Annotated in this window: 18 protein-coding genes; 6 read left to right on the forward strand and 12 right to left on the reverse strand. The window is 48.3% G+C overall.

What is annotated here, in order from left to right:
* Positions 1-18: 18 nt before the first annotated feature.
* The 3 genes from E3U44_RS12835 to E3U44_RS12845 form a co-directional block, all read right to left on the reverse strand.
* Positions 19-912, reverse strand: coding sequence for an alpha/beta fold hydrolase (locus E3U44_RS12835; RefSeq protein ID WP_134358561.1), 894 nt, complete (start codon positions 910-912; stop codon positions 19-21).
* Positions 913-915: 3 nt separating this feature from the next.
* The gene (locus E3U44_RS12840) at positions 916-2,040 is read right to left on the reverse strand and encodes a dienelactone hydrolase family protein (RefSeq protein ID WP_240761451.1); all 1,125 of its coding nucleotides are present in this window, start codon (positions 2,038-2,040) and stop codon (positions 916-918) included.
* 332 nt (positions 2,041-2,372) lie between these two features.
* Complete coding sequence (locus E3U44_RS12845) at positions 2,373-2,861, reverse strand: hypothetical protein (RefSeq protein ID WP_240761456.1); 489 nt, start codon at positions 2,859-2,861, stop codon at positions 2,373-2,375.
* A 252-nt stretch (positions 2,862-3,113) separates the two neighbouring features.
* On the opposite strand from E3U44_RS12845, the gene E3U44_RS12850 reads away from it, so the two are divergent.
* Complete coding sequence (locus tag E3U44_RS12850) at positions 3,114-3,956, forward strand: class I SAM-dependent methyltransferase (RefSeq protein WP_134358563.1); 843 nt, start codon at positions 3,114-3,116, stop codon at positions 3,954-3,956.
* Between the two features lie 58 nt (positions 3,957-4,014).
* Here the strand turns inward: E3U44_RS12850 and recD2 are convergent, their stop codons facing one another.
* The 9 genes from recD2 to E3U44_RS12895 all read right to left on the reverse strand — a co-directional run bounded on the left by recD2 (position 4,015) and on the right by E3U44_RS12895 (position 12,660).
* Positions 4,015-6,207: an SF1B family DNA helicase RecD2 gene (gene recD2, locus E3U44_RS12855; RefSeq protein WP_134358564.1), complete on the reverse strand. Its 2,193-nt coding sequence runs from the start codon at positions 6,205-6,207 to the stop codon at positions 4,015-4,017.
* A 159-nt stretch (positions 6,208-6,366) separates the two neighbouring features.
* Complete coding sequence (locus tag E3U44_RS12860; protein WP_206054789.1) at positions 6,367-7,197, reverse strand: phosphate ABC transporter ATP-binding protein; 831 nt, start codon at positions 7,195-7,197, stop codon at positions 6,367-6,369.
* A 49-nt stretch (positions 7,198-7,246) separates the two neighbouring features.
* The gene (gene pstA, locus E3U44_RS12865; protein WP_134358565.1) at positions 7,247-8,125 is read right to left on the reverse strand and encodes a phosphate ABC transporter permease PstA; all 879 of its coding nucleotides are present in this window, start codon (positions 8,123-8,125) and stop codon (positions 7,247-7,249) included.
* Positions 8,122-8,985, reverse strand: coding sequence for a phosphate ABC transporter permease subunit PstC (gene pstC, locus E3U44_RS12870; protein ID WP_240761461.1), 864 nt, complete (start codon positions 8,983-8,985; stop codon positions 8,122-8,124). The genes pstA and pstC overlap by 4 nt, the downstream gene beginning before the upstream one ends.
* Positions 8,966-9,793, reverse strand: coding sequence for a phosphate ABC transporter substrate-binding protein (locus E3U44_RS12875; RefSeq protein ID WP_134358567.1), 828 nt, complete (start codon positions 9,791-9,793; stop codon positions 8,966-8,968). Before E3U44_RS12875 ends, pstC begins: the two co-directional genes overlap by 20 nt.
* 17 nt (positions 9,794-9,810) lie before the next feature.
* Positions 9,811-10,140 (reverse strand): ArsR/SmtB family transcription factor, encoded by a 330-nt coding sequence (locus E3U44_RS12880; protein ID WP_134358568.1) that lies wholly within the window; start codon positions 10,138-10,140, stop codon positions 9,811-9,813.
* Positions 10,141-10,301: 161 nt separating this feature from the next.
* Positions 10,302-11,048, reverse strand: coding sequence for an endonuclease/exonuclease/phosphatase family protein (locus E3U44_RS12885; protein ID WP_134358569.1), 747 nt, complete (start codon positions 11,046-11,048; stop codon positions 10,302-10,304).
* A 38-nt stretch (positions 11,049-11,086) separates the two neighbouring features.
* Positions 11,087-12,076, reverse strand: coding sequence for a hopanoid-associated sugar epimerase (hpnA, locus tag E3U44_RS12890; RefSeq protein WP_134358570.1), 990 nt, complete (start codon positions 12,074-12,076; stop codon positions 11,087-11,089).
* A gap of 41 nt (positions 12,077-12,117) precedes the next feature.
* Positions 12,118-12,660: an acyloxyacyl hydrolase gene (locus E3U44_RS12895; protein ID WP_134358571.1), complete on the reverse strand. Its 543-nt coding sequence runs from the start codon at positions 12,658-12,660 to the stop codon at positions 12,118-12,120.
* Positions 12,661-12,945: 285 nt separating this feature from the next.
* On the opposite strand from E3U44_RS12895, the gene E3U44_RS12900 reads away from it, so the two are divergent.
* From E3U44_RS12900 to E3U44_RS12920, 5 genes are all read left to right on the forward strand, one after another.
* On the forward strand, positions 12,946-13,398 hold the full coding sequence (locus tag E3U44_RS12900) for a tellurite resistance TerB family protein (protein WP_013033896.1): 453 nt from the start codon (positions 12,946-12,948) through the stop codon (positions 13,396-13,398).
* A gap of 25 nt (positions 13,399-13,423) precedes the next feature.
* A complete protein-coding gene (locus tag E3U44_RS12905; protein WP_134358572.1) occupies positions 13,424-14,002 on the forward strand; it encodes a TerD family protein in 579 nt (192 codons plus the stop codon).
* 62 nt (positions 14,003-14,064) lie between these two features.
* Positions 14,065-15,183 (forward strand): phosphoribosyltransferase domain-containing protein, encoded by a 1,119-nt coding sequence (locus E3U44_RS12910; RefSeq protein WP_134358573.1) that lies wholly within the window; start codon positions 14,065-14,067, stop codon positions 15,181-15,183.
* Positions 15,184-15,927 (forward strand): HAD family hydrolase, encoded by a 744-nt coding sequence (locus E3U44_RS12915; RefSeq protein WP_134358574.1) that lies wholly within the window; start codon positions 15,184-15,186, stop codon positions 15,925-15,927.
* Positions 15,924-17,048 carry a cysteine protease StiP family protein gene (locus E3U44_RS12920; protein ID WP_134358575.1) on the forward strand — a complete coding sequence of 375 codons (1,125 nt, stop codon included), beginning with the start codon at positions 15,924-15,926 and terminating at the stop codon, positions 17,046-17,048. Before E3U44_RS12915 ends, E3U44_RS12920 begins: the two co-directional genes overlap by 4 nt.
* The last annotated feature ends 12 nt before the right edge of the window (positions 17,049-17,060 follow it).

Here is a 17,060-nt window from a genome sequence, read left to right on the forward strand (position 1 = left end):
TCGAAGGTGAACAAGATGTTAATAGGGAATTGAATGGGTCTTTATCTTTTTTGAAAGCCATTCGATAATCAGATTGTTGACCTGCTCCGGGGCCTCTTGCTGGACCCAGTGTGAAACCCCGGAAAGGTAATGCAAAGTGAGATCGTTTACATAATGTTCTGTTCCGTAAGTGGTTTCTTTTCCCAGGGCGAGATCTTCTTCACCCCAGATCATTAAGGTAGGAACTTCAATAGCAGATTCATAATCATGATGTTTCCGCCAGGGTGCTTTCCGGAACAGTGCCCGGTAGTAGTTCACCATTGCTCGGAGTGCGCCAGGCTGGACTCCATGATGACGATAGACATTGACGACATCATCGGGGAAGCGGTTTTTATTCACTGCCATGTAGCGTATAACTTTGCCTAGGAGCCAACCATTACCTCTACTTAGTAGCCATTCGGGAAGCCAAGGAATTTGGAAAAATAATATATACCAGGATTTCCTCAGTTGTCTCCAGGTTTTTAGGCATTTAAGGAAGGGGACAGGGTGAGGTACATTCATAATGATAAGGCCTTCAAGGGGACGGACTTTACCAATGGCGAATAGCCAAGCAAGCGCAGCTCCCCAATCATGGCCAATAAGTAGAACCGATTGGCAGTGGGAAGCCTCTATGAGAGCGGCAATATCCGCAAGGAGGAGGTCGGTGTGGTAATCGGCTACTTTTGAAGGACGTGAGCTACGCCCATAGCCGCGCAAATTGGGTGCCCAAACTCGATAACCTCGCTCTGCGAGTAGCGGCATCTGATAGCGCCATGAATAGCTACATTCAGGGAAACCGTGTAGGCAAAGAGCAAGCCGGTCACCACTGCCGCATTGATCAACTTCAAAGCAAAGACCATTAGCGGAGACGAAATGAGTTTCTATGGGTGCCATGAATTAGGGATCTGTGGGGGCTCGTTTTTCGAGCAGTAAGTAGATAGCTCGATACATTCGCCAGAGATCCGGTAGCTCGCGACTCCAAAAAGCAGGGGTAAAGAAGCTCCGAAACTTAAAGTCTACATGGCTAAGCGCCTGTTCTATGATATAAAGCTGAGTTTGTTTAGGAGACAGAGCATTAGCCAAGGTGATGCTTTCAGTATAGGGAATAAGAGGATCATCTTTGCCATGGACGAGAATGATCTGTGCTTGGAGCAGGGTCAAATTTTGGTTGCTTAGACTTAAGTTTTCAATAAGTCGTTGTAGTCCCTGGGGTAAGGCCTGGATGAGTGTAGAGACCTGGGCCGGGTCAGTGTTATTCAAAAGGGAATAGACTGCCTTCCCCTGGGGGCCTAGACGGGAAGCGAGAAAAGTAATATCTGCATCTGGGTTGCGGATTTTAATGTGTATCATTTCCCTGAGTACGGCATGATCTGTTGGATTGGTAAGGTACTTGAGGCTGGTAGCAGCAAAGACCAGTTTCCCATATTGGCTGGGTTCTAGGTAATGTTCATCTTCTAAAAGATATCCTGTCGTAAAAAAACGGATAGCTGTTTCCAGATCATAATAGCCGCCTACCCCGAAAATAAACTGTACTTTGGTGCGGATATCCTCTTCTAGGGAAGCAATGACTGCTAGACCTACAGAAAAACTAAAGGCGCCAATCCCTAGGTGATCGGGAGGTACAAGGTCGGGGCGCTTCGCAAGATAGGCGAGGGCATCGGCGATGACCCGAGGATGTCGGGGTCTGACTTGGAGATGCTTAAATTCTTTTAACGCTGGTGTAAGTACGGCAAAGCGAGCCCGTGCCAGGGTGTTGGCAAAGGCGACTAGGCGGGGATCATCTTTGCCAAGGGGGACTATGCCAGGGACTAATACGATTCCAGCTTGGGGTGGTGCAGCGGTAGGTAGATAGAGCGTTCCCCGGTGGGTACGGCCAGCAACTGTATAAGTGACTACTGCTTGGCTTGGGGTAGGGGTGGTTGATTTCCAGCGTGAAGGGGCTTCCCTGGCTGCAGTGTCGGCAAGTATGAGTGCTGCTTCATAGCTGCGCTGGGGGGCACAACCATTAAGTAAAAGTATCAAACCTATGCAGAGCCATAAATATTTTTTATCAACTTTTTCGGGGTATGAAATTAGTGTAATACCCACTGGCTTAAACTAGAAATCATTAAAAAATCCAGCTCTCGAACTTTGATGGAAGTAGAAGTACTGGAATCTTCATGCCCATGAATGGGCATACTTGCCAAAAAATTGGCTTAAGCGTTGCTATAAATTAAGGCCTCCATAGGATTCGGATTATCAACCCGGTATGAGTGCTCTAGAAATCCAGGAGTTACTGCCTCGTCCATGGGCATAGTGTTGTTTTCCTAGTCACTCATACCGGGGTAGGCGCTCATCTGAGAGAAGATATAGACTTATGAAGCAGTTATTTCCGTATTGACATCCTTTAAGGTCTCTGGTTTGCTCTCCTGAGCACGTGTTTTTCCTCTGCGTTGGGTGCGCTTGGTCGTTTTCCTTGCACGCTGTTTGCGCTCCCACTCCCGTTCCCATTTTTTTTCGAAAGCAGCCATAGCGCGGGCTTTAGCGGCTGCCTTTTTTTCTACGAGCCGTTTTTCTCGCTCCTCAAGCTTGATGCGATCACGTTCTGCTTTGACCGCAGCTTTGAGGTCTATCTTTGCTTGGCGCAATGCGGCTGCGGCTTCTCGCTTGTCTTCTTTTGCCTTAGCTAAGGTCTCACGAGCTCGTTCAGCCGCCGCTATAGTGGTAGCGCGTTTGGTTTCTTTAGCTTTAGCAGTTGCTTGCGCTACACGCTCTTTTGCCTTATCGACCCGTTGTGCTACTCTTTCCAAATTTTTCTCAGCCACAGTGATTGATTTCTCGGCGCGGGTAACTGATCCGCTCACTATGGGTGTTTGCTTACGTGTATTTTTGACTGTTTTCTTTTTCGTCGTTCGTTTTGCCATAATCTTAAAATTTAAAATTTGGGTGGAACATATAGCAAGGATAGCGTAGAGAATAAGCAACTGCCAAACAAAATGGGTGTTAAATCAGATAAAAATACTTCAATTGTTCTTATAGAGATTGGTCCTTGACATTAATACGGGATTTTACAAAATGTGTTGCCGTACTTATAAAAAAATGGGTAGAAATAACTGATGGCCGTCAAGGATATCCTGCTTCCTTATTTTGATTTACTATTGGCGCAACTGGAGCAAGGCAATGCTAAACTAGAACTTGCCTTTGGACGCCACGTTCACTGGGGTTATTGGCCCCAAGCGCCTCAAGGAGTAGTTTCACCAGAGGATTTTTCCCAGGCGGCTGAGAATCTCACTAGAGAGGTTTATGATGCGGCTGGTATTGAAAATGGCCAGCGGATTTTGGATGTGGGGTGTGGTTTCGGTGGCACTATCGCTAGCCTGAATGAAAATTTTTCTGGAGTAGAACTGATCGGATTGAATATCGATACCCGGCAGTTAGTCCGGGCACAAGAAAAAATAAAGGCTTGCTCAGGTAATCTCATTTGCTTTACAAAGGGAAATGCTTGTTGGCTGCCTTTCCCCGACCAGTCCTTTGATGTAGTTTTGGCAGTGGAGTGCATTTTTCACTTCCCTCAGCGGCGCCAATTTTTTGAAGAGGCCTTTCGGATACTTAAACCAGGGGGGCGCCTTGCCCTATCCGACTTTGTTCCCCGAGCTTTTCTTTTACCCCTGACGGCTTTGAGTATGAAATGGCCTTTTTCAAGGGGTTTTTTTGGCCGCTGCAATCTGCAATGCACCCTAGCTCAATATAAATCCCTGGCCGAAAATACGGGTTTTAAACCGCGAGTGGAGAAGGATATTACGAAAAATACGCTTCCAACCTATTCTTTTCTCCGTGCTATGGGGGAGGAACTTAAAATAAAGGATCCTTCTGCAAAGTTTGAAACCTGGATAGTGGAGTGGGCAAGTCGTCTAAGGTTATTGCGTTATCTGGTGCTCTCTTTTGAGAGAATAAAGTGAAAATTTTTCAGCAAGAGAGCCTATTCTTCTACCCTTTCAGTCGATTTTTTCTGAGAGCTTAAATTTGACTGTTAGCTAATCGAGCTGAAAGATGGGTGAGGCGAACAGTTGAATTGACTCTTTTGACGGCAATGGCAAGGGCTTTAGGTTGCCCCACAATCACCACCAGCTGTTTGCCCCGGGTAATGCCGGTGTAAAGCAGATTTCTTTGTAATAGGGTATAATGTTGAATGGCGAGGGGGATGATAACTGCTGGATATTCCGAGCCTTGGCTCTTGTGCACCGAGGTGGCGTAGGCCAAAGCAATTTCGTCAAGCTCGCCTAATTCGTATTCTATTTCTCGGCCATCAAAGTCGATATACACTAGACCTTCTTCAAGCACTATCTTGGTTATCCTCCCAATATCCCCATTAAAAACCTCTTTATCATAGTTATTGACAGTTTGAATGATTTTATCGCCTGGGGCAAAGCTCCAACCAAACCGATTGATCTTGGGGTGAGCTTGTCCATTGAGTTGTTGTTGCAAGAGCCCATTCAGTGTTTGTGCACCAAGACTGCCCCGGTTCATGGGGGTAAGGACTTGAATGTCGTGAATAGAATCAAACCCGAAGCGTTTGGGAATACGGGTAGCTATCAATTCCAGCACCCTATCCTGGATGGCTTCTGGGGATTCGGTAGAAATGAAATAGAAGTCGCTAAGTGGGGTCGCTTCATCGGGTTTCTCTGGCATTCTTCCTTGATTGATTCGGTGTGCATTGACGATGATCTTAGAACTGGCTGCCTGGCGGAAGACTTCGGTAAGGTGGACGGTAGTGATTTTCTTAGAGGCAATAATATCTGCTAGTATTTGTCCAGGGCCTACCGAAGGTAACTGGTCTTTATCCCCTATTAGTATGCACGCCGCATGATTAGGGATAGCTTGGAGCAATTGATTCATTAATCCCACATCGACCATGGAGATTTCATCAATAACGATGAGATCGGCTTGAAGGGGATTGGTCGCATGATGTTTGAAGCCCATGACATGGGGATCGAATTCAAGCAGGCGATGGATCGTTTTGGCTTCCAGACCCGTGGTTTCGGTTAGCCGTTTCGCCGCCCGCCCGGTCGGGGCGCCAAGGAGTACCTTGGTTTGCTTGGCCCGAACAATTCGGAGAATGCTGTTGACGACGGTGGTTTTGCCGACACCAGGTCCCCCAGTGATAACGGTGATCTTGTTGTTGACTGTTTGAATAAGAGCAACGCGTTGAGAAGGGGAGAGTAATAATCCTGTTTTGGCTTCAACCCAGGGAATCGCTTTATCTACATTAATTTTTCCCCAGGGGGGCATTCCTCGAAATAGCCGCTGCAAATGTTTGGCCACGCCTATTTCTGATCGATAAAGTGGAGCTAGAAATAGGCAGGGTTTGCCCGCAATGATCTCGGTTATTAGTTGTCCTCCAGCGACTTCTTGAGTAATGGCTTGTTCAATGATAGGGGCGGGGATTTCCAGCAATTGGCTAGCCGTTTCCACTAACCGTCCCTGTTCCATGGCACAATGCCCTTCATTGGCAAATTCCTGGAGCACATGGCGAACCCCAGCCTGGGCGCGGATGAGAGAATCTGCAGGGATTCCAAGCTGTTGGGCAATCCTATCGGCGGTTTTAAAGCCAATGCCATGGATATCGAGTGCAAGCCGGTAGGGGTTTTCACGGACTCGCTCGATGGCTTGCTCGCCATAGGTTTTATAAATACGGACTGCCCTGGCGCTACCCACTCCATGGGATTGTAGAAAGACCATGATAGCTCGAATGACCCTCTGTTCTGCCCAGGCCCGAATGACTTGCTCTTTTCGTTTGGGACCGATACCGTCTAATTCGATAAGGCGTTCAGACTTATGCTCGATGACTTCGAAAACCTGTTCGCCGAAGGCCTGCACCAATTTCTTAGCAAAGTGGGGACCTATTCCTTTGACCATTCCTGAGCCTAGATATTTCTCAATTCCTTCTAGGGTGCTAGGGGGGATAACTTTTAACTGCTTGGCCTTAAATTGGAGACCATGGATGCGGTCGTTAACCCACTCACCGTGGCACTCTACATACTCACCCGGCGTGACCGTTGCAGTATTGCCAACCACGGTAATGAGATCCCGCTCACCACGCACTTTAATTCGCAGGACACAAAACCCATTTTCCTCGCTATGGAAGGTAACGCGCTCTACAGCGCCGCTGAGGAATTCGGGTGGATTTTCTGAATGTAGGAGGGACTTCATTGGACTAATAAGGGGACTAATGTCCGGTCTATCGCAATTAAATGGAACCCAAGCCGCTTGGGGTCGGCGTGAAAGACACGCTGTCAATTCATCTCTGGAAGCTTGAAATGAGAACCATCATATAAAGGCTAAAAAAAATGAGAATTTTACAATAGACTGTTAGCCCTTTGCCCCACTGATATAGGAGGCGGTAATGGGATTTTTGGGTGAATTAAAGAGTTTTGCTGCATTGTTCATTTCAATTAATCGACCCGCCCCTTCTTGAACCCAGAATAGGGCAATATTATCAGCGATACGACGAGCTTGAGCGAGATTGTGGGTGACAATTAAAATAGTCATTTGTCGACCTAGTTCGACAATCTGGTCTTCAACAATCTGGCTAGAAAAGGGATCTAACGCACTACAGGGCTCATCCATAAGTAGTATCTCCGGTTGCAGCGCGAGGGCCCGGGCGATGCACAGTCGTTGCTGCTGGCCCCCGGATAAGGAGTGGGCGGGGGTGTTTAATTGGTCTTTGACCTCTTCCCATAGGCCGACTTCTTTGAGTACTTTCTCTATTTTTTCTTCCCTTTGCCTGCGCTGTGTTATCCCGTGCTCCTTGAGAGGCAATTCCATATTCTTAACAATGGAAAGGGGAAAGGGGTTAGGTTTTTGAAAGATCATGCCAATACGTCGGCGCAAGGTGAGAAGATCAGTTGTGGGTGCGTAAACATCGCTATGGCCAAAGCGGACATATCCTTTGACCTGACATCCTGGAATTAAATCCGTAATCCGGTTCAGAGAGTTTAGAAAGCTGGTTTTGCCACAACCAGAGGGGCCAATTAAAGCGGTGATCCCGCCCTTGGGGATGGCGAAGGCCACATCTTTGAGGGCCGGCTTAGGACCGTAATAAACGGACAAGGATTTAACCTCAAGGAAAGGTTCAATGATGTTTGCAGGCTGGGCCTGTTGAGCAGTCTTTGGGGAGGCACTTCCTATTTTGGGGTTCACCAAATCTCCTGTTAATTAGCAAAAAGACAACAAGTTTAGTTTAGGGGTTTTAGGGGAGGATCACTTTTCGCTGTAACCAGCGGTGAGTCAGCCAGTTTGCCATTCCGTTGATGAGTACTAGCAGTGTAATGAGCACCAATGCTGAAGCGTAGGCGGTTGACGTCCCGCCAGGCACATTCATAGCGAGATCATAAATATGCAGCGAAAGTGCTCGACCGGAATCATGCAAAGAACTGGGCATTCGATCCACATAACCACTGGTGAAGATGAGAGCTGCTGTTTCAGCTATGGCCCGACCAATCCCCAAGATCAAGCCCACCACAAGGCCAGGAGTTGCCGTAGGTAGCAATAGATGCCAGAGGGTGCTAATCCGGCTCATTCCCAGGGCTGCAGCACCGAGACGGTATTCCAAGGGCACGTTACGAAATCCTTCTTCAGTGGCGCGAATGAGAAGTGGCAATACCATGCAGGCCAGGGTAAGTCCCCCCGCCAGAATTGAGAAGCCCATACCAAGATAAATGCAAAAAAAGGCATTCCCAAATAGTCCAAACACAATCGAAGGAACACCGGCCAGGATATCTAGACTGCGGCCCACCAGCCGGCCAAAGGGATTATCAGCCCGGGTAAATTCAGCCAAAAAGATAGCCGCTCCAACGCTAATGGGCACTGCGACAGTTAGACAAACTAATAAGATCAACCCTGTTGAAACCAGGATCGAGCCAATGCCGCCTTCACGGCCGGCATTTTGGGGAAGATCAGTCAAAAAGGACCAAGAAATCCGATCTAAACTGCGCCAAATAAGATCGATAAATAACCAAGCAAAGAAAGCAGTAACCAGTAGGGCCATAGCCCAGATGGTGACCGTAGCTATTCGGTCTGGCCAGCGGGAACTGAGGGGAAGGGAAGAGGCATTACTGGGGTTAATCATAGACTGCTTTTGGGTTTTAAGATTTCTACAATGGTAATCAAGGCCATCACCAATGCCATGAGCAGTAATCCGCTCACAAACAGGGCTGAGCGGTGATCCCCCATAGCGTAGGCCATTTCCAGGGCGATATTAGCCGTGAGAGTCCGGATGGGTTCAAAGAGGTTTCCCGGTACTTGCACCACGTTACCACAGACCATTAATACCGCCATGGTTTCTCCGAGTGCCCGCATTGTGCCTAGCAAGATTCCCGTCAACAGGCCCGATTTAGCCGCAGGCAGGGCCACATGCCAAATGAGGCTAAAGCGGGAAAAGCCTAGGGCCGCTGCTCCCTGCGTATATTCTCTGGGAATCCCCGCCAAGGCAGCGTCGGCAAGCAGAGCAATGGTGGGCAAGATCATGAGGGCGAGGATTAAAATCCCGGCTAGCAGACTAGGGCCGGGGGGCTCTAATTGGCGAATGAGTGGCACTAGGACCACCAGACCCCAGAGACCATAGATAACGGAGGGGATTCCTGCCAGCAGTTCAATTAACCGACGATAGAGTCGGGCCAAAAACGGGGGAGCATAATAGTGGCAGAAAAGAGCGGCGCCAATCCCTAACGGTGCGGCCAGAAGGATAGCCCCCCCAGCAGCCCCCAAAGTTCCAGCTAGCATTGGCGCTAGATTAAAGTGTCCTTCTGAAGCAAGGGAAGAAGGGTGCCAGCCCCTGTCAAAGAAAAATTTGCTCACCCCCACCTGCTGGAGGGCCGGTATTGCCTCAAGGACCAAAAACCCAATAATCAACAGGATGATTAACCCTGCAATGCTCGCGCATCCACGTAGGCACCAAGCCAGTAATCTGTCATTTCTCCAGGGGGACAAAATATTGTTCCTTGATGAGATCATGCACTTGGGAGGATTGGGCAAAGTTAATGAATTCCTTAACCCAGCCTTCAGGGGGCATTCTCGTGACTAGATTTAAAGGACGAGAAAGGGGGAAATTTCCTTTCCGCACATTTTCAATGGTGGCCGGGATTGATCCCAGGGGGAGCAGTTTAATGGGAATGCCTTGTTGGGCATCGAATTCAGCTGTGCCAATGGAAACATATCCGATGGCATCAGGGTTGCCGGCTACAGTTTTAATGCCTTGCTCATTATCGCCGATGATGACATCGGCGGCGATATCCTGACTTTTCAATGAAAAGTGTTGCAGAAATAGCTCTAAGGTGGAACGGCCTTCAGCTTTGTTGATAACCGTAATGGGAGCGTCTTGCCCGCCCACCTCTTTCCAGTGGGTGATCTGGCCTGTGTAGATTTCAATGATTTGTTGATCGGTCAGTTGTTGAACCGGATTGTCTTTGTGGGTAATGATGGCAATCCCATCTCGGGCCAGAGTAAACCCATATAAATTATTTTCTTCGGGCCGGAGAGCTCGAGAGACCATGCCGATATCGGCCAGACCGCTTTGGGCGTCGGCAATTCCCCGTGATGATCCCCCCGTCTGTACGTCGATTCGAACCTCTGGATGCTGACGTTCAAACCGTTTACCAATCTCTGAAGCCAGTGGTGCAATAGTGCTAGAACCGGTTAACGTTAAGGTCAGCGGGCGATCGGGGGAGTTGCAGCCAGGCAGAGCAGTGACGATAATGAGAAGCCACAGGGTAAAGGTAATCCCACTCCAAGATTTCATGGGGGTTTCTCAGTAACTCAGTCAAATGAAAGAAAACAGCACCCTAAGTTGATGGCTTTGCCTTTAGATGCCATGGCAACCTGGGGAGCCAGTCGATACCGAATACTTTTGCCATCCCGTTCAGCCAAAATGAATCCTGCCTTACGCAATACCTTCAAGTGATGGGACAGTAGACTCTGTTCCACCCGTAGTGTTTCATTAATTTTACTTACATGCTTTGGGCCGTTTAAAAGCTGTTCAACAATAGCTAAACGGGTTTCCTCTGCCAGCACTTTTAGTTGATTTGCACACGACAGCGTTTCTTTGGCTAAAGTAGCGCGGGTATTTTTTGGAAAGTAGTCGCTCATTAACATGCTCCTGATATGAATCAAATTTTATTTGAATATTTATTCATATCAAGGGCGGAATAGAATTAAAATACGAAAGCTGTCAGCTTCTTGAGGTGTTTAGGTAAGCTCAATGGGGGATAGATGGGCTAGTCCATCCCCAGATTAGAGGACTGGATTTTTTATGCCCACCGATAAGTGGTAAGCAGTGGTTTGTGATCAGAGGGGGCGACCTCTTCTACAAAGAAATCTACCACATCGCAGATCATGGGGCGCAATGGCCCCCGATGGAGCATCCAGTCGACAACTTCAGGGGTATGGGCATGGGTAGGAAAGGTGGGGCGGGTCACTTGGGGAATGCGGCCCAACGCAGTAAAACAGTCGGTGAGGCCGGCTTCCTGAAGCACTTTCAGTGGTAAATAGTGATCATTGAGATCTCCCATAAACAATAGGGGTAAGGAAGGGTCCACTAGCCGGTTCACGGCTTTGACAGTGCTTAACGCTTGCCCGATTCGTACATTGATGCCGTCGCTGCGCTCTTTGCGGTTGCCAGGCCACGTGTAGTGGGCGGTAGCGACTAAGAGTGGCGGTCCGGCAGTGGCTTGGGGCTGTAACCGTACCCAAAATAGACGGCGCCACTGTTCCAGGATCCCAATGTCCTCCGCTCCGTACTCTATCATATTGAAAAGCGCCTGATTCCAATAAATATTGCCCTCCTTTATCCAGCCCTCAAAGGAGTCATCTACCCGTTGATGGGTTTTCAACACTTGATCGAGGAGGGCGCGACTCTGGGGGCGCAGCTCCTGCACACAGAGAATGTCCGGCTGATGGAGGGTGATGAATTGCCGCAGGGGCTCTTGACGATCCGCCCAGCGTTCATCCTTCCACAGGTTATGGGTGCAAACGACAAATCGAAACGAATTGGACATACCATCTCCTTTCCTCTGATTGAGGAGCAGGAAAAGCCCTATAGGTAATGATTGGTCCGAAACCAGGTAATCGCATCGTAAAGCGCTTCTTGAGCGGGCCGGAACTTATATCCTAGCATTTGCTCTGCCCTAGCGCTGGAGAAAAACATATATTTCTTGGCCATCCGTACACCGTCCACAGTGGTCATGGGTTCCTTGCCTCCAGTAAGGTGCGCCCAGCCTTGGGCAAGATAGGCAATAGGCATGACAGCATGAGGGGAAAGGCGGATTTTAGGGGGGCGCCGTCGGGTGAGATGGGCAACAGTTTCCAGGATCTCTCGAAGGGTAAAGTTTTCGCCTCCGAGAATGTAACGCTGACCGGTTTCACCATTTTCAAAAGCTAAGAGGTGGCCCCAAGCGACATCGTCCACATGGACGACGTTAAGACCGGTGTTGACGTAGGCAGGCATGCCTCCTGCAGCAGCCATGACAATTACCTTGCCGGTAGGGGTAGGTTTGATATCCCGTGGTCCAATGGGTGTAGAGGGGTTTACAATAACGATGTCCAACCCCAATCTGCGCCCCAGGTCCTTGACGGCTTCCTCGGCTAAAAACTTAGAGCGTTTATAATGACCGATCATAGTTTCAAGGCTGGAGGGTGTTTCCTCATCGGCCGGTGTGCCATCGGTATTTAATCCCAGGGTGGCGACGCTACTGGTGTAAACAATACGTTTAACGCCAGCTTCAGCCGCAGCCAGGATGAGATTTTGGGAGCCTTGGACATTGGTGTCATAAAAGTCTTGGGAACGGCGCGCCCATAATCGGTAATCAGCTGCCACATGAAATAGGGCTTGACAGCCATGGAGAGCTTTTTCTAATAGTCGCTGATCCCGGAGGTCGCCTTCAAAGATTTCTACAGGGAGCTCTTCCAGATTACGCCGATTGCTACTGGGTCGCGCTAATACTCGGACGGTTTCTCCACTATCAAGGAGCTGCTTTACTACCGCCGAGCCCACAAAACCCGTCGCTCCAGTGACAAAGCTGGTCATGGTTGCCGTTCCTCGAGGATTCGTTGGAAAAAAACTAATGGCTAAAAAGCTAAGGGGAGTGCATAGGTCAAAAATATTTCATTTTCGCCTGGATTGCGGTCATGGATGTTGGCATTAGAAACGTGAGCGAGTCGTATCCCCAGGCGGGAACCCCCGTCAAATTGATAAGCAAAATTTATGCCGGTCTTGAATTGGAAGGTTCCTCCAAGATCTTTGCTTCCCCCTTGGTGATATCCCCCTAGAGTAGCTAGTGGAGTGATGATTAATTTTTGGTACTTCAGGTTGGCGTAAATACCGCCGTAACCAAAAACCCCTCCGTCCGTGTTTGCCATAAGCCCAATGACGGGGCCGATGAAAAGCAGCTTTTTCCCATATCGGTATTCAATATAGCCTGCAGCAGAGGTTTCATCATCATTGAAATTAAAAGCTCCAGCCCCAAGATCTAAGTAACTCGGTTCATTGCCAAGGAATTCAATGTCGCCGATACTAAAGGGAGCACGCTGAGTGTCTTCTGCCAGTACTGGGTGATTCCAGACAAAGAAAGCCAACACCACCCCTATTATCGTTCTTGAAAACGCTTTCATATGAGTAAGTTATTGATTTCATGAGTTATGTTAATAAATAGCGATTTAATTGGGATAGCGATTCGCTGCCGTCAAAGGAGGCTTGCTTTTTGTGGCGGCATAGGTATGCTAGCTTACTGCTGTTGAGCTGCCCGCTCATTTGTTAGATGCCCTAAAGTCATCTAGAAGGGAAACGATACAGGTCTGAAAAGGGTCATAGAGTGTATTAACCCTAAGTTTGGCATTCAGGGTATTTCATGTCAACTTTCCTCGGAATGCCGCACACGTTTAAGAGGTTCACATATAATGGCTTTGAGTTGGTTAAAGGGTAAATTTGACGAAGTCTCTACCAATCTGAAAAATGAGGTGACTAAGATCAAGAATAGGGATTTTCTTGAAGGCGTTGTGGCCGGATGCGCCCTAGTAGCTTACGCCGATGGCGTCGTCAAACCTGAAGAAAAGCAGAAGATGATGGGATTTCTGAAGACCTCTGATGTGTTGTCAGTCTTTGATACCGGAGATGTCATCAAGTTATTTGAGAAATTTTCTGATCAATTTGAGTTTGATCTTGCCATTGGCGAAGCCAATGCGCTTCAAGCAGTAAGTAAAGTCAAAAAGAGAGAAGGGGAAGCTCGGCTTTTAGTACGTGTTTGTTGTGCTATCGGTGCATCGGACGGGGATTTTGACAACTCTGAAAGAAAAATGGTAAGCAAAATCTGTTCAGAACTGGGACTGAATCCCGCTGATTTTGATCTTTGAGAGACTGATTGAAAGGAGTAAAACAATGGCGGTAACTTTGCAGAAAGGACAAAATGTATCTCTGAGCAAAGAGGCCCCCGGGCTGAAAGAGGTTGCTTTTGGACTAGGGTGGGATGCTCGCTCTACGGATGGTGCAGATTTTGATTTGGATGCCAGCGCCCTCATCTTGGGTGAAGACAACAAGGTGCTGAGCGATAATCATTTTATTTTCTATAATAATGCCACTGATCCTAGCGGTGCTGTGGCTCATACGGGGGATAATCGTACCGGCGAGGGTGAAGGGGATGATGAAAGAATCGTTGTGGATGTTTCTAAAATGCCAACAGAAGCCAAAAAGGTCGTTTTTGTCGTCACCATTCATGAAGCTGAATCCCGGAACCAAAATTTTGGTCAAGTGAGTAACGCTTTTATCCGAGCGATTAATAACGCTGACAATGCGGAACTTGCCCGTTACGATTTATCGGAAGATGCCAGCATCGAGACTGCTATGATTTTTGGGGAGTTTTATCGCCATGGCGAGGAATGGAAGTTCAAAGCAGTAGGCCAAGGCTATTCGGGAGGATTGGCCGGTGTGGCTAGGGATTTTGGTGTCAATATCGGCTGAACAATCCATTGAAGGAATGCGCCAGCTTTCAGCTGGCGCATTCAACAATGGTTGGACTTCTTATGAGCCAGACCATACATCTTGCTGCGGGAACCCTAAACATTGAAGTCCATAAAGCCCATCTTCCTCTGAATGATTTATTAGATTTTGCCAGCCGAACTAATCCTAAGCGAGGGTATTTATTTGTTTCCAAGGTCCTTGGTAAGCATATTCCTTGTAAGCCCTCAACAATGCGAGACATTTACCATCGGTTAGCGACTCCTCTTTTGGAGGTGCCAGGTCCGGTTATCTTCATTGGTATGGCGGAGACAGCTACGGGTCTAGGGGCAGGTGTTGCGGATAGTTTGGCTCGGAAAGCAAAGCGCCGTGATGTGGTTTTTCAGCATACCACCCGCCATAGGCTACCTGTCAGTGAGTGGATATGTTTTGATGAAGTGCATAGCCATGCCCCTGGCCATATCCTTTATAGACCATTACCTACTTTCCAGCAAAGATTTGCCGAGGCTCAAACTTTGGTTCTTGTGGATGATGAAATCAGTACCGGGAGGACGTTGTCACAACTGGGCTATAAATTGTCACAAAAGTTATCCAATGTCCGCCAAGTCATATTGGTGTCGATTATCAATTGGCTTTCCCCTGAGCAAAAACAAGCATTTCAAGAAAAAGTTGGCAAGCCCGTGTCTTTTATCAATTTGTTGGAGGGAACATTTTCCTTTACCCCTAATCCAGCATTTAGGCCTTCCCTGCCTGGAAAAGTCGAGTCGATGCAGCCGGCTTTACAAGCTTTGCCGCAGATGGGGCGGCGGGGAATAGGTATGGGAGAGAAATCTCTTATCCCAAACGGTCCTTACCCAAAAGAGCATAAAGTTTCCGTTGTGGGGACCGGCGAGTTTCAATTTCAACCCTTTTTGTGGGCCGAATGGCTAGAAAAAAGGGGATTTGATATCTTGTTTCAGAGTACGACCCGTTCCCCCGTTCAGTTGGGTGGTCCAATCTGCGAAAGCCTTCGCTTTAAAGATGAATATGGAGAAGGTGTTGACAATTACCTTCATAACCCTCCCTGTAACAGGGAAATCATTATTGCTTATGAGCATGCCAAGCTGGCACAGAATCACAGCCTTCCAGAACAGCTTGGAGGAAGTGTTTGGGGAGTTGACCGCAGTGCCTTGCTGGACCGCTGAATGAAGCACTCTGTGTTCGTTTTTTCTGATTTGGATGACACTCTGCTGCAGACCTCGCGTAAGTGCTCCACCTCCGGTCCGTTAACGGAAGCTGCGGTAGATAAAGAAGGGCGCCCTTTGTCTTTCCATTCCCCGGAGCAACTGCTGTTGTTGCAAATACTTGAACCTTGCACTTTGATTCCTGTGACTGGACGCAATCTAGTGGCGCTAGGCCGAATTCGTTCGCCCTCTTTTTCCAGTTATCGGATCACCAGTCACGGCGCCTTGGTCTGGAATGCTGATGACACTCTAATTCCAGAGTGGGAGAGAGATATTAAGCAAAAGATTGTCCTCTGGGAGCCTCGGATGCAGCATCTCCTCACCATCATTGAGGATCATCAGAGGACGGAAAATTTAGTGGATTTACGATTTCGTGTTATTTATGACGCCGAGATACCGGTCTACCTTTCTGTTAAAGGCAGTCCGGAACAGCTTTCTGAGATTGAGAAAGTGGTAATTCCGCTTTGGGTCCGGGAAATGGGGGGGGTAGTTCACCGCAATGATTATAATATGGCACTCCTGCCTCCTTATGCAGATAAGGGCAAGGCGGTGAGATATGTCATGGCGCTTATTCGCGAACATTGTGCTAAGCCGCCTCTTTTTGTTGGCATGGGAGATAGTTTGACCGATATTCCCTTCCTGCGCGCTTGCCACTATGCGGTTATTCCGCAGAATAGCCAAATTCACCAGGAGATCTGGGAGTGAGCAGGACGGTAAAGAACTCCGCCGAGCTTAAAGCCTGTTTTCAACCCTTAACAGGTAGCTATCGCCAGGCCGATTGTCAATTTTTATTGACTCCACTCCAGGCCAAGTTTTTTTCTATCCAGGAGAAGGAGCGCCTCATTCAATCGGGCGAGAAGCATTATTCGGAAATGATTAGCTTTGAGCCTCCGCCTAGTGAGGCTTATTTGGCTTTATTCCAAAACATGACTCAGCGATATAAGAGCCGCTTAGCCGCTGAGGTGATGAGGCTGGCCCAGAGTATTGCAAACACGCGGCTAGCGCCCATTACCTTGGTGTCACTCGTGCGGGCTGGCACACCCATTGGGGCGTTGCTCCAGCGGGCCTTGAGTGGCCATCTCCAGGTAGACTCTCGGCATTATTCAATCTCCATTATTCGAGATCGGGGAATCGATGAACAAGCTTTGGCGTTTTTATTAAGAGCGCATCAGCGTCCGGCGGACGGAATAGTCTTCGTGGATGCTTGGACGGCCAAGGGAGTAATAACGGAAGAACTGAAACGCTCAATTGCCCGTTGGAATGCTTGCCACCCGGAGCAGCTCAAAGACACCCTCTATGTCATCTCTGATATTGGTGGAGTGGCAGATGTGGCCGCAACCTACGAAGATTATGTAATCCCTTCTGGCATTCTCAATGCACCGGTTTCAGGGCTGGTTTCTCGCTCAATATTAAATCACCAGATTCAGCCAGGGCAATTTCATGGCTGTGTCCTTTACGAGCATTTACGGCAATATGATGTCAGTCATTGGTTCCTAGACGAGGTGGAAGCGGAGATGGACGCTAAAACGGTTGCGCCACTTTCCTCCGTTCCTCGGGAACAACGCTATGCCCAAACTCGGGTTTACCTGGAGCGATGGATAAAGTGTTATGGAGTCAAGAACATCAACCATATTAAACCAGGTATTGCCGAAGCGACTCGGGTCATGCTGCGCCGAGTTCCAGAAAGGCTTTTACTGCGGGATCCAGAGGCAGAAGATGTCGCTCATCTATTGATATTGGCTGAAGAAAAGGGGGTGATTGTCGAGCACCAGCCCAATATGCCTTTTAATGCTGTGGCTTTTATCAAAACGATAAAAATAACTTAGGCTATCCTATAA

This window comes from Nitrosococcus wardiae, assembly GCF_004421105.1.
GTDB lineage: Bacteria > Pseudomonadota > Gammaproteobacteria > Nitrosococcales > Nitrosococcaceae > Nitrosococcus > Nitrosococcus wardiae.

Coding starts and splice junctions, on each gene's coding strand:
- E3U44_RS12835 (WP_134358561.1), bottom strand. CDS start 912: ATGGCACCCATAGAAACTCATTTCGTCTCCGCTAATGGTCTTTGCTTT.
- E3U44_RS12850 (WP_134358563.1), top strand. CDS start 3,114: ATGGCCGTCAAGGATATCCTGCTTCCTTATTTTGATTTACTATTGGCG.
- recD2 (WP_134358564.1), bottom strand. CDS start 6,207: ATGAAGTCCCTCCTACATTCAGAAAATCCACCCGAATTCCTCAGCGGC.
- pstA (WP_134358565.1), bottom strand. CDS start 8,125: ATGATTAACCCCAGTAATGCCTCTTCCCTTCCCCTCAGTTCCCGCTGG.
- E3U44_RS12875 (WP_134358567.1), bottom strand. CDS start 9,793: ATGAAATCTTGGAGTGGGATTACCTTTACCCTGTGGCTTCTCATTATC.
- E3U44_RS12880 (WP_134358568.1), bottom strand. CDS start 10,140: ATGAGCGACTACTTTCCAAAAAATACCCGCGCTACTTTAGCCAAAGAA.
- E3U44_RS12885 (WP_134358569.1), bottom strand. CDS start 11,048: ATGTCCAATTCGTTTCGATTTGTCGTTTGCACCCATAACCTGTGGAAG.
- hpnA (WP_134358570.1), bottom strand. CDS start 12,076: ATGACCAGCTTTGTCACTGGAGCGACGGGTTTTGTGGGCTCGGCGGTA.
- E3U44_RS12895 (WP_134358571.1), bottom strand. CDS start 12,660: ATGAAAGCGTTTTCAAGAACGATAATAGGGGTGGTGTTGGCTTTCTTT.
- E3U44_RS12900 (WP_013033896.1), top strand. CDS start 12,946: ATGGCTTTGAGTTGGTTAAAGGGTAAATTTGACGAAGTCTCTACCAAT.
- E3U44_RS12905 (WP_134358572.1), top strand. CDS start 13,424: ATGGCGGTAACTTTGCAGAAAGGACAAAATGTATCTCTGAGCAAAGAG.
- E3U44_RS12910 (WP_134358573.1), top strand. CDS start 14,065: ATGAGCCAGACCATACATCTTGCTGCGGGAACCCTAAACATTGAAGTC.
- E3U44_RS12915 (WP_134358574.1), top strand. CDS start 15,184: ATGAAGCACTCTGTGTTCGTTTTTTCTGATTTGGATGACACTCTGCTG.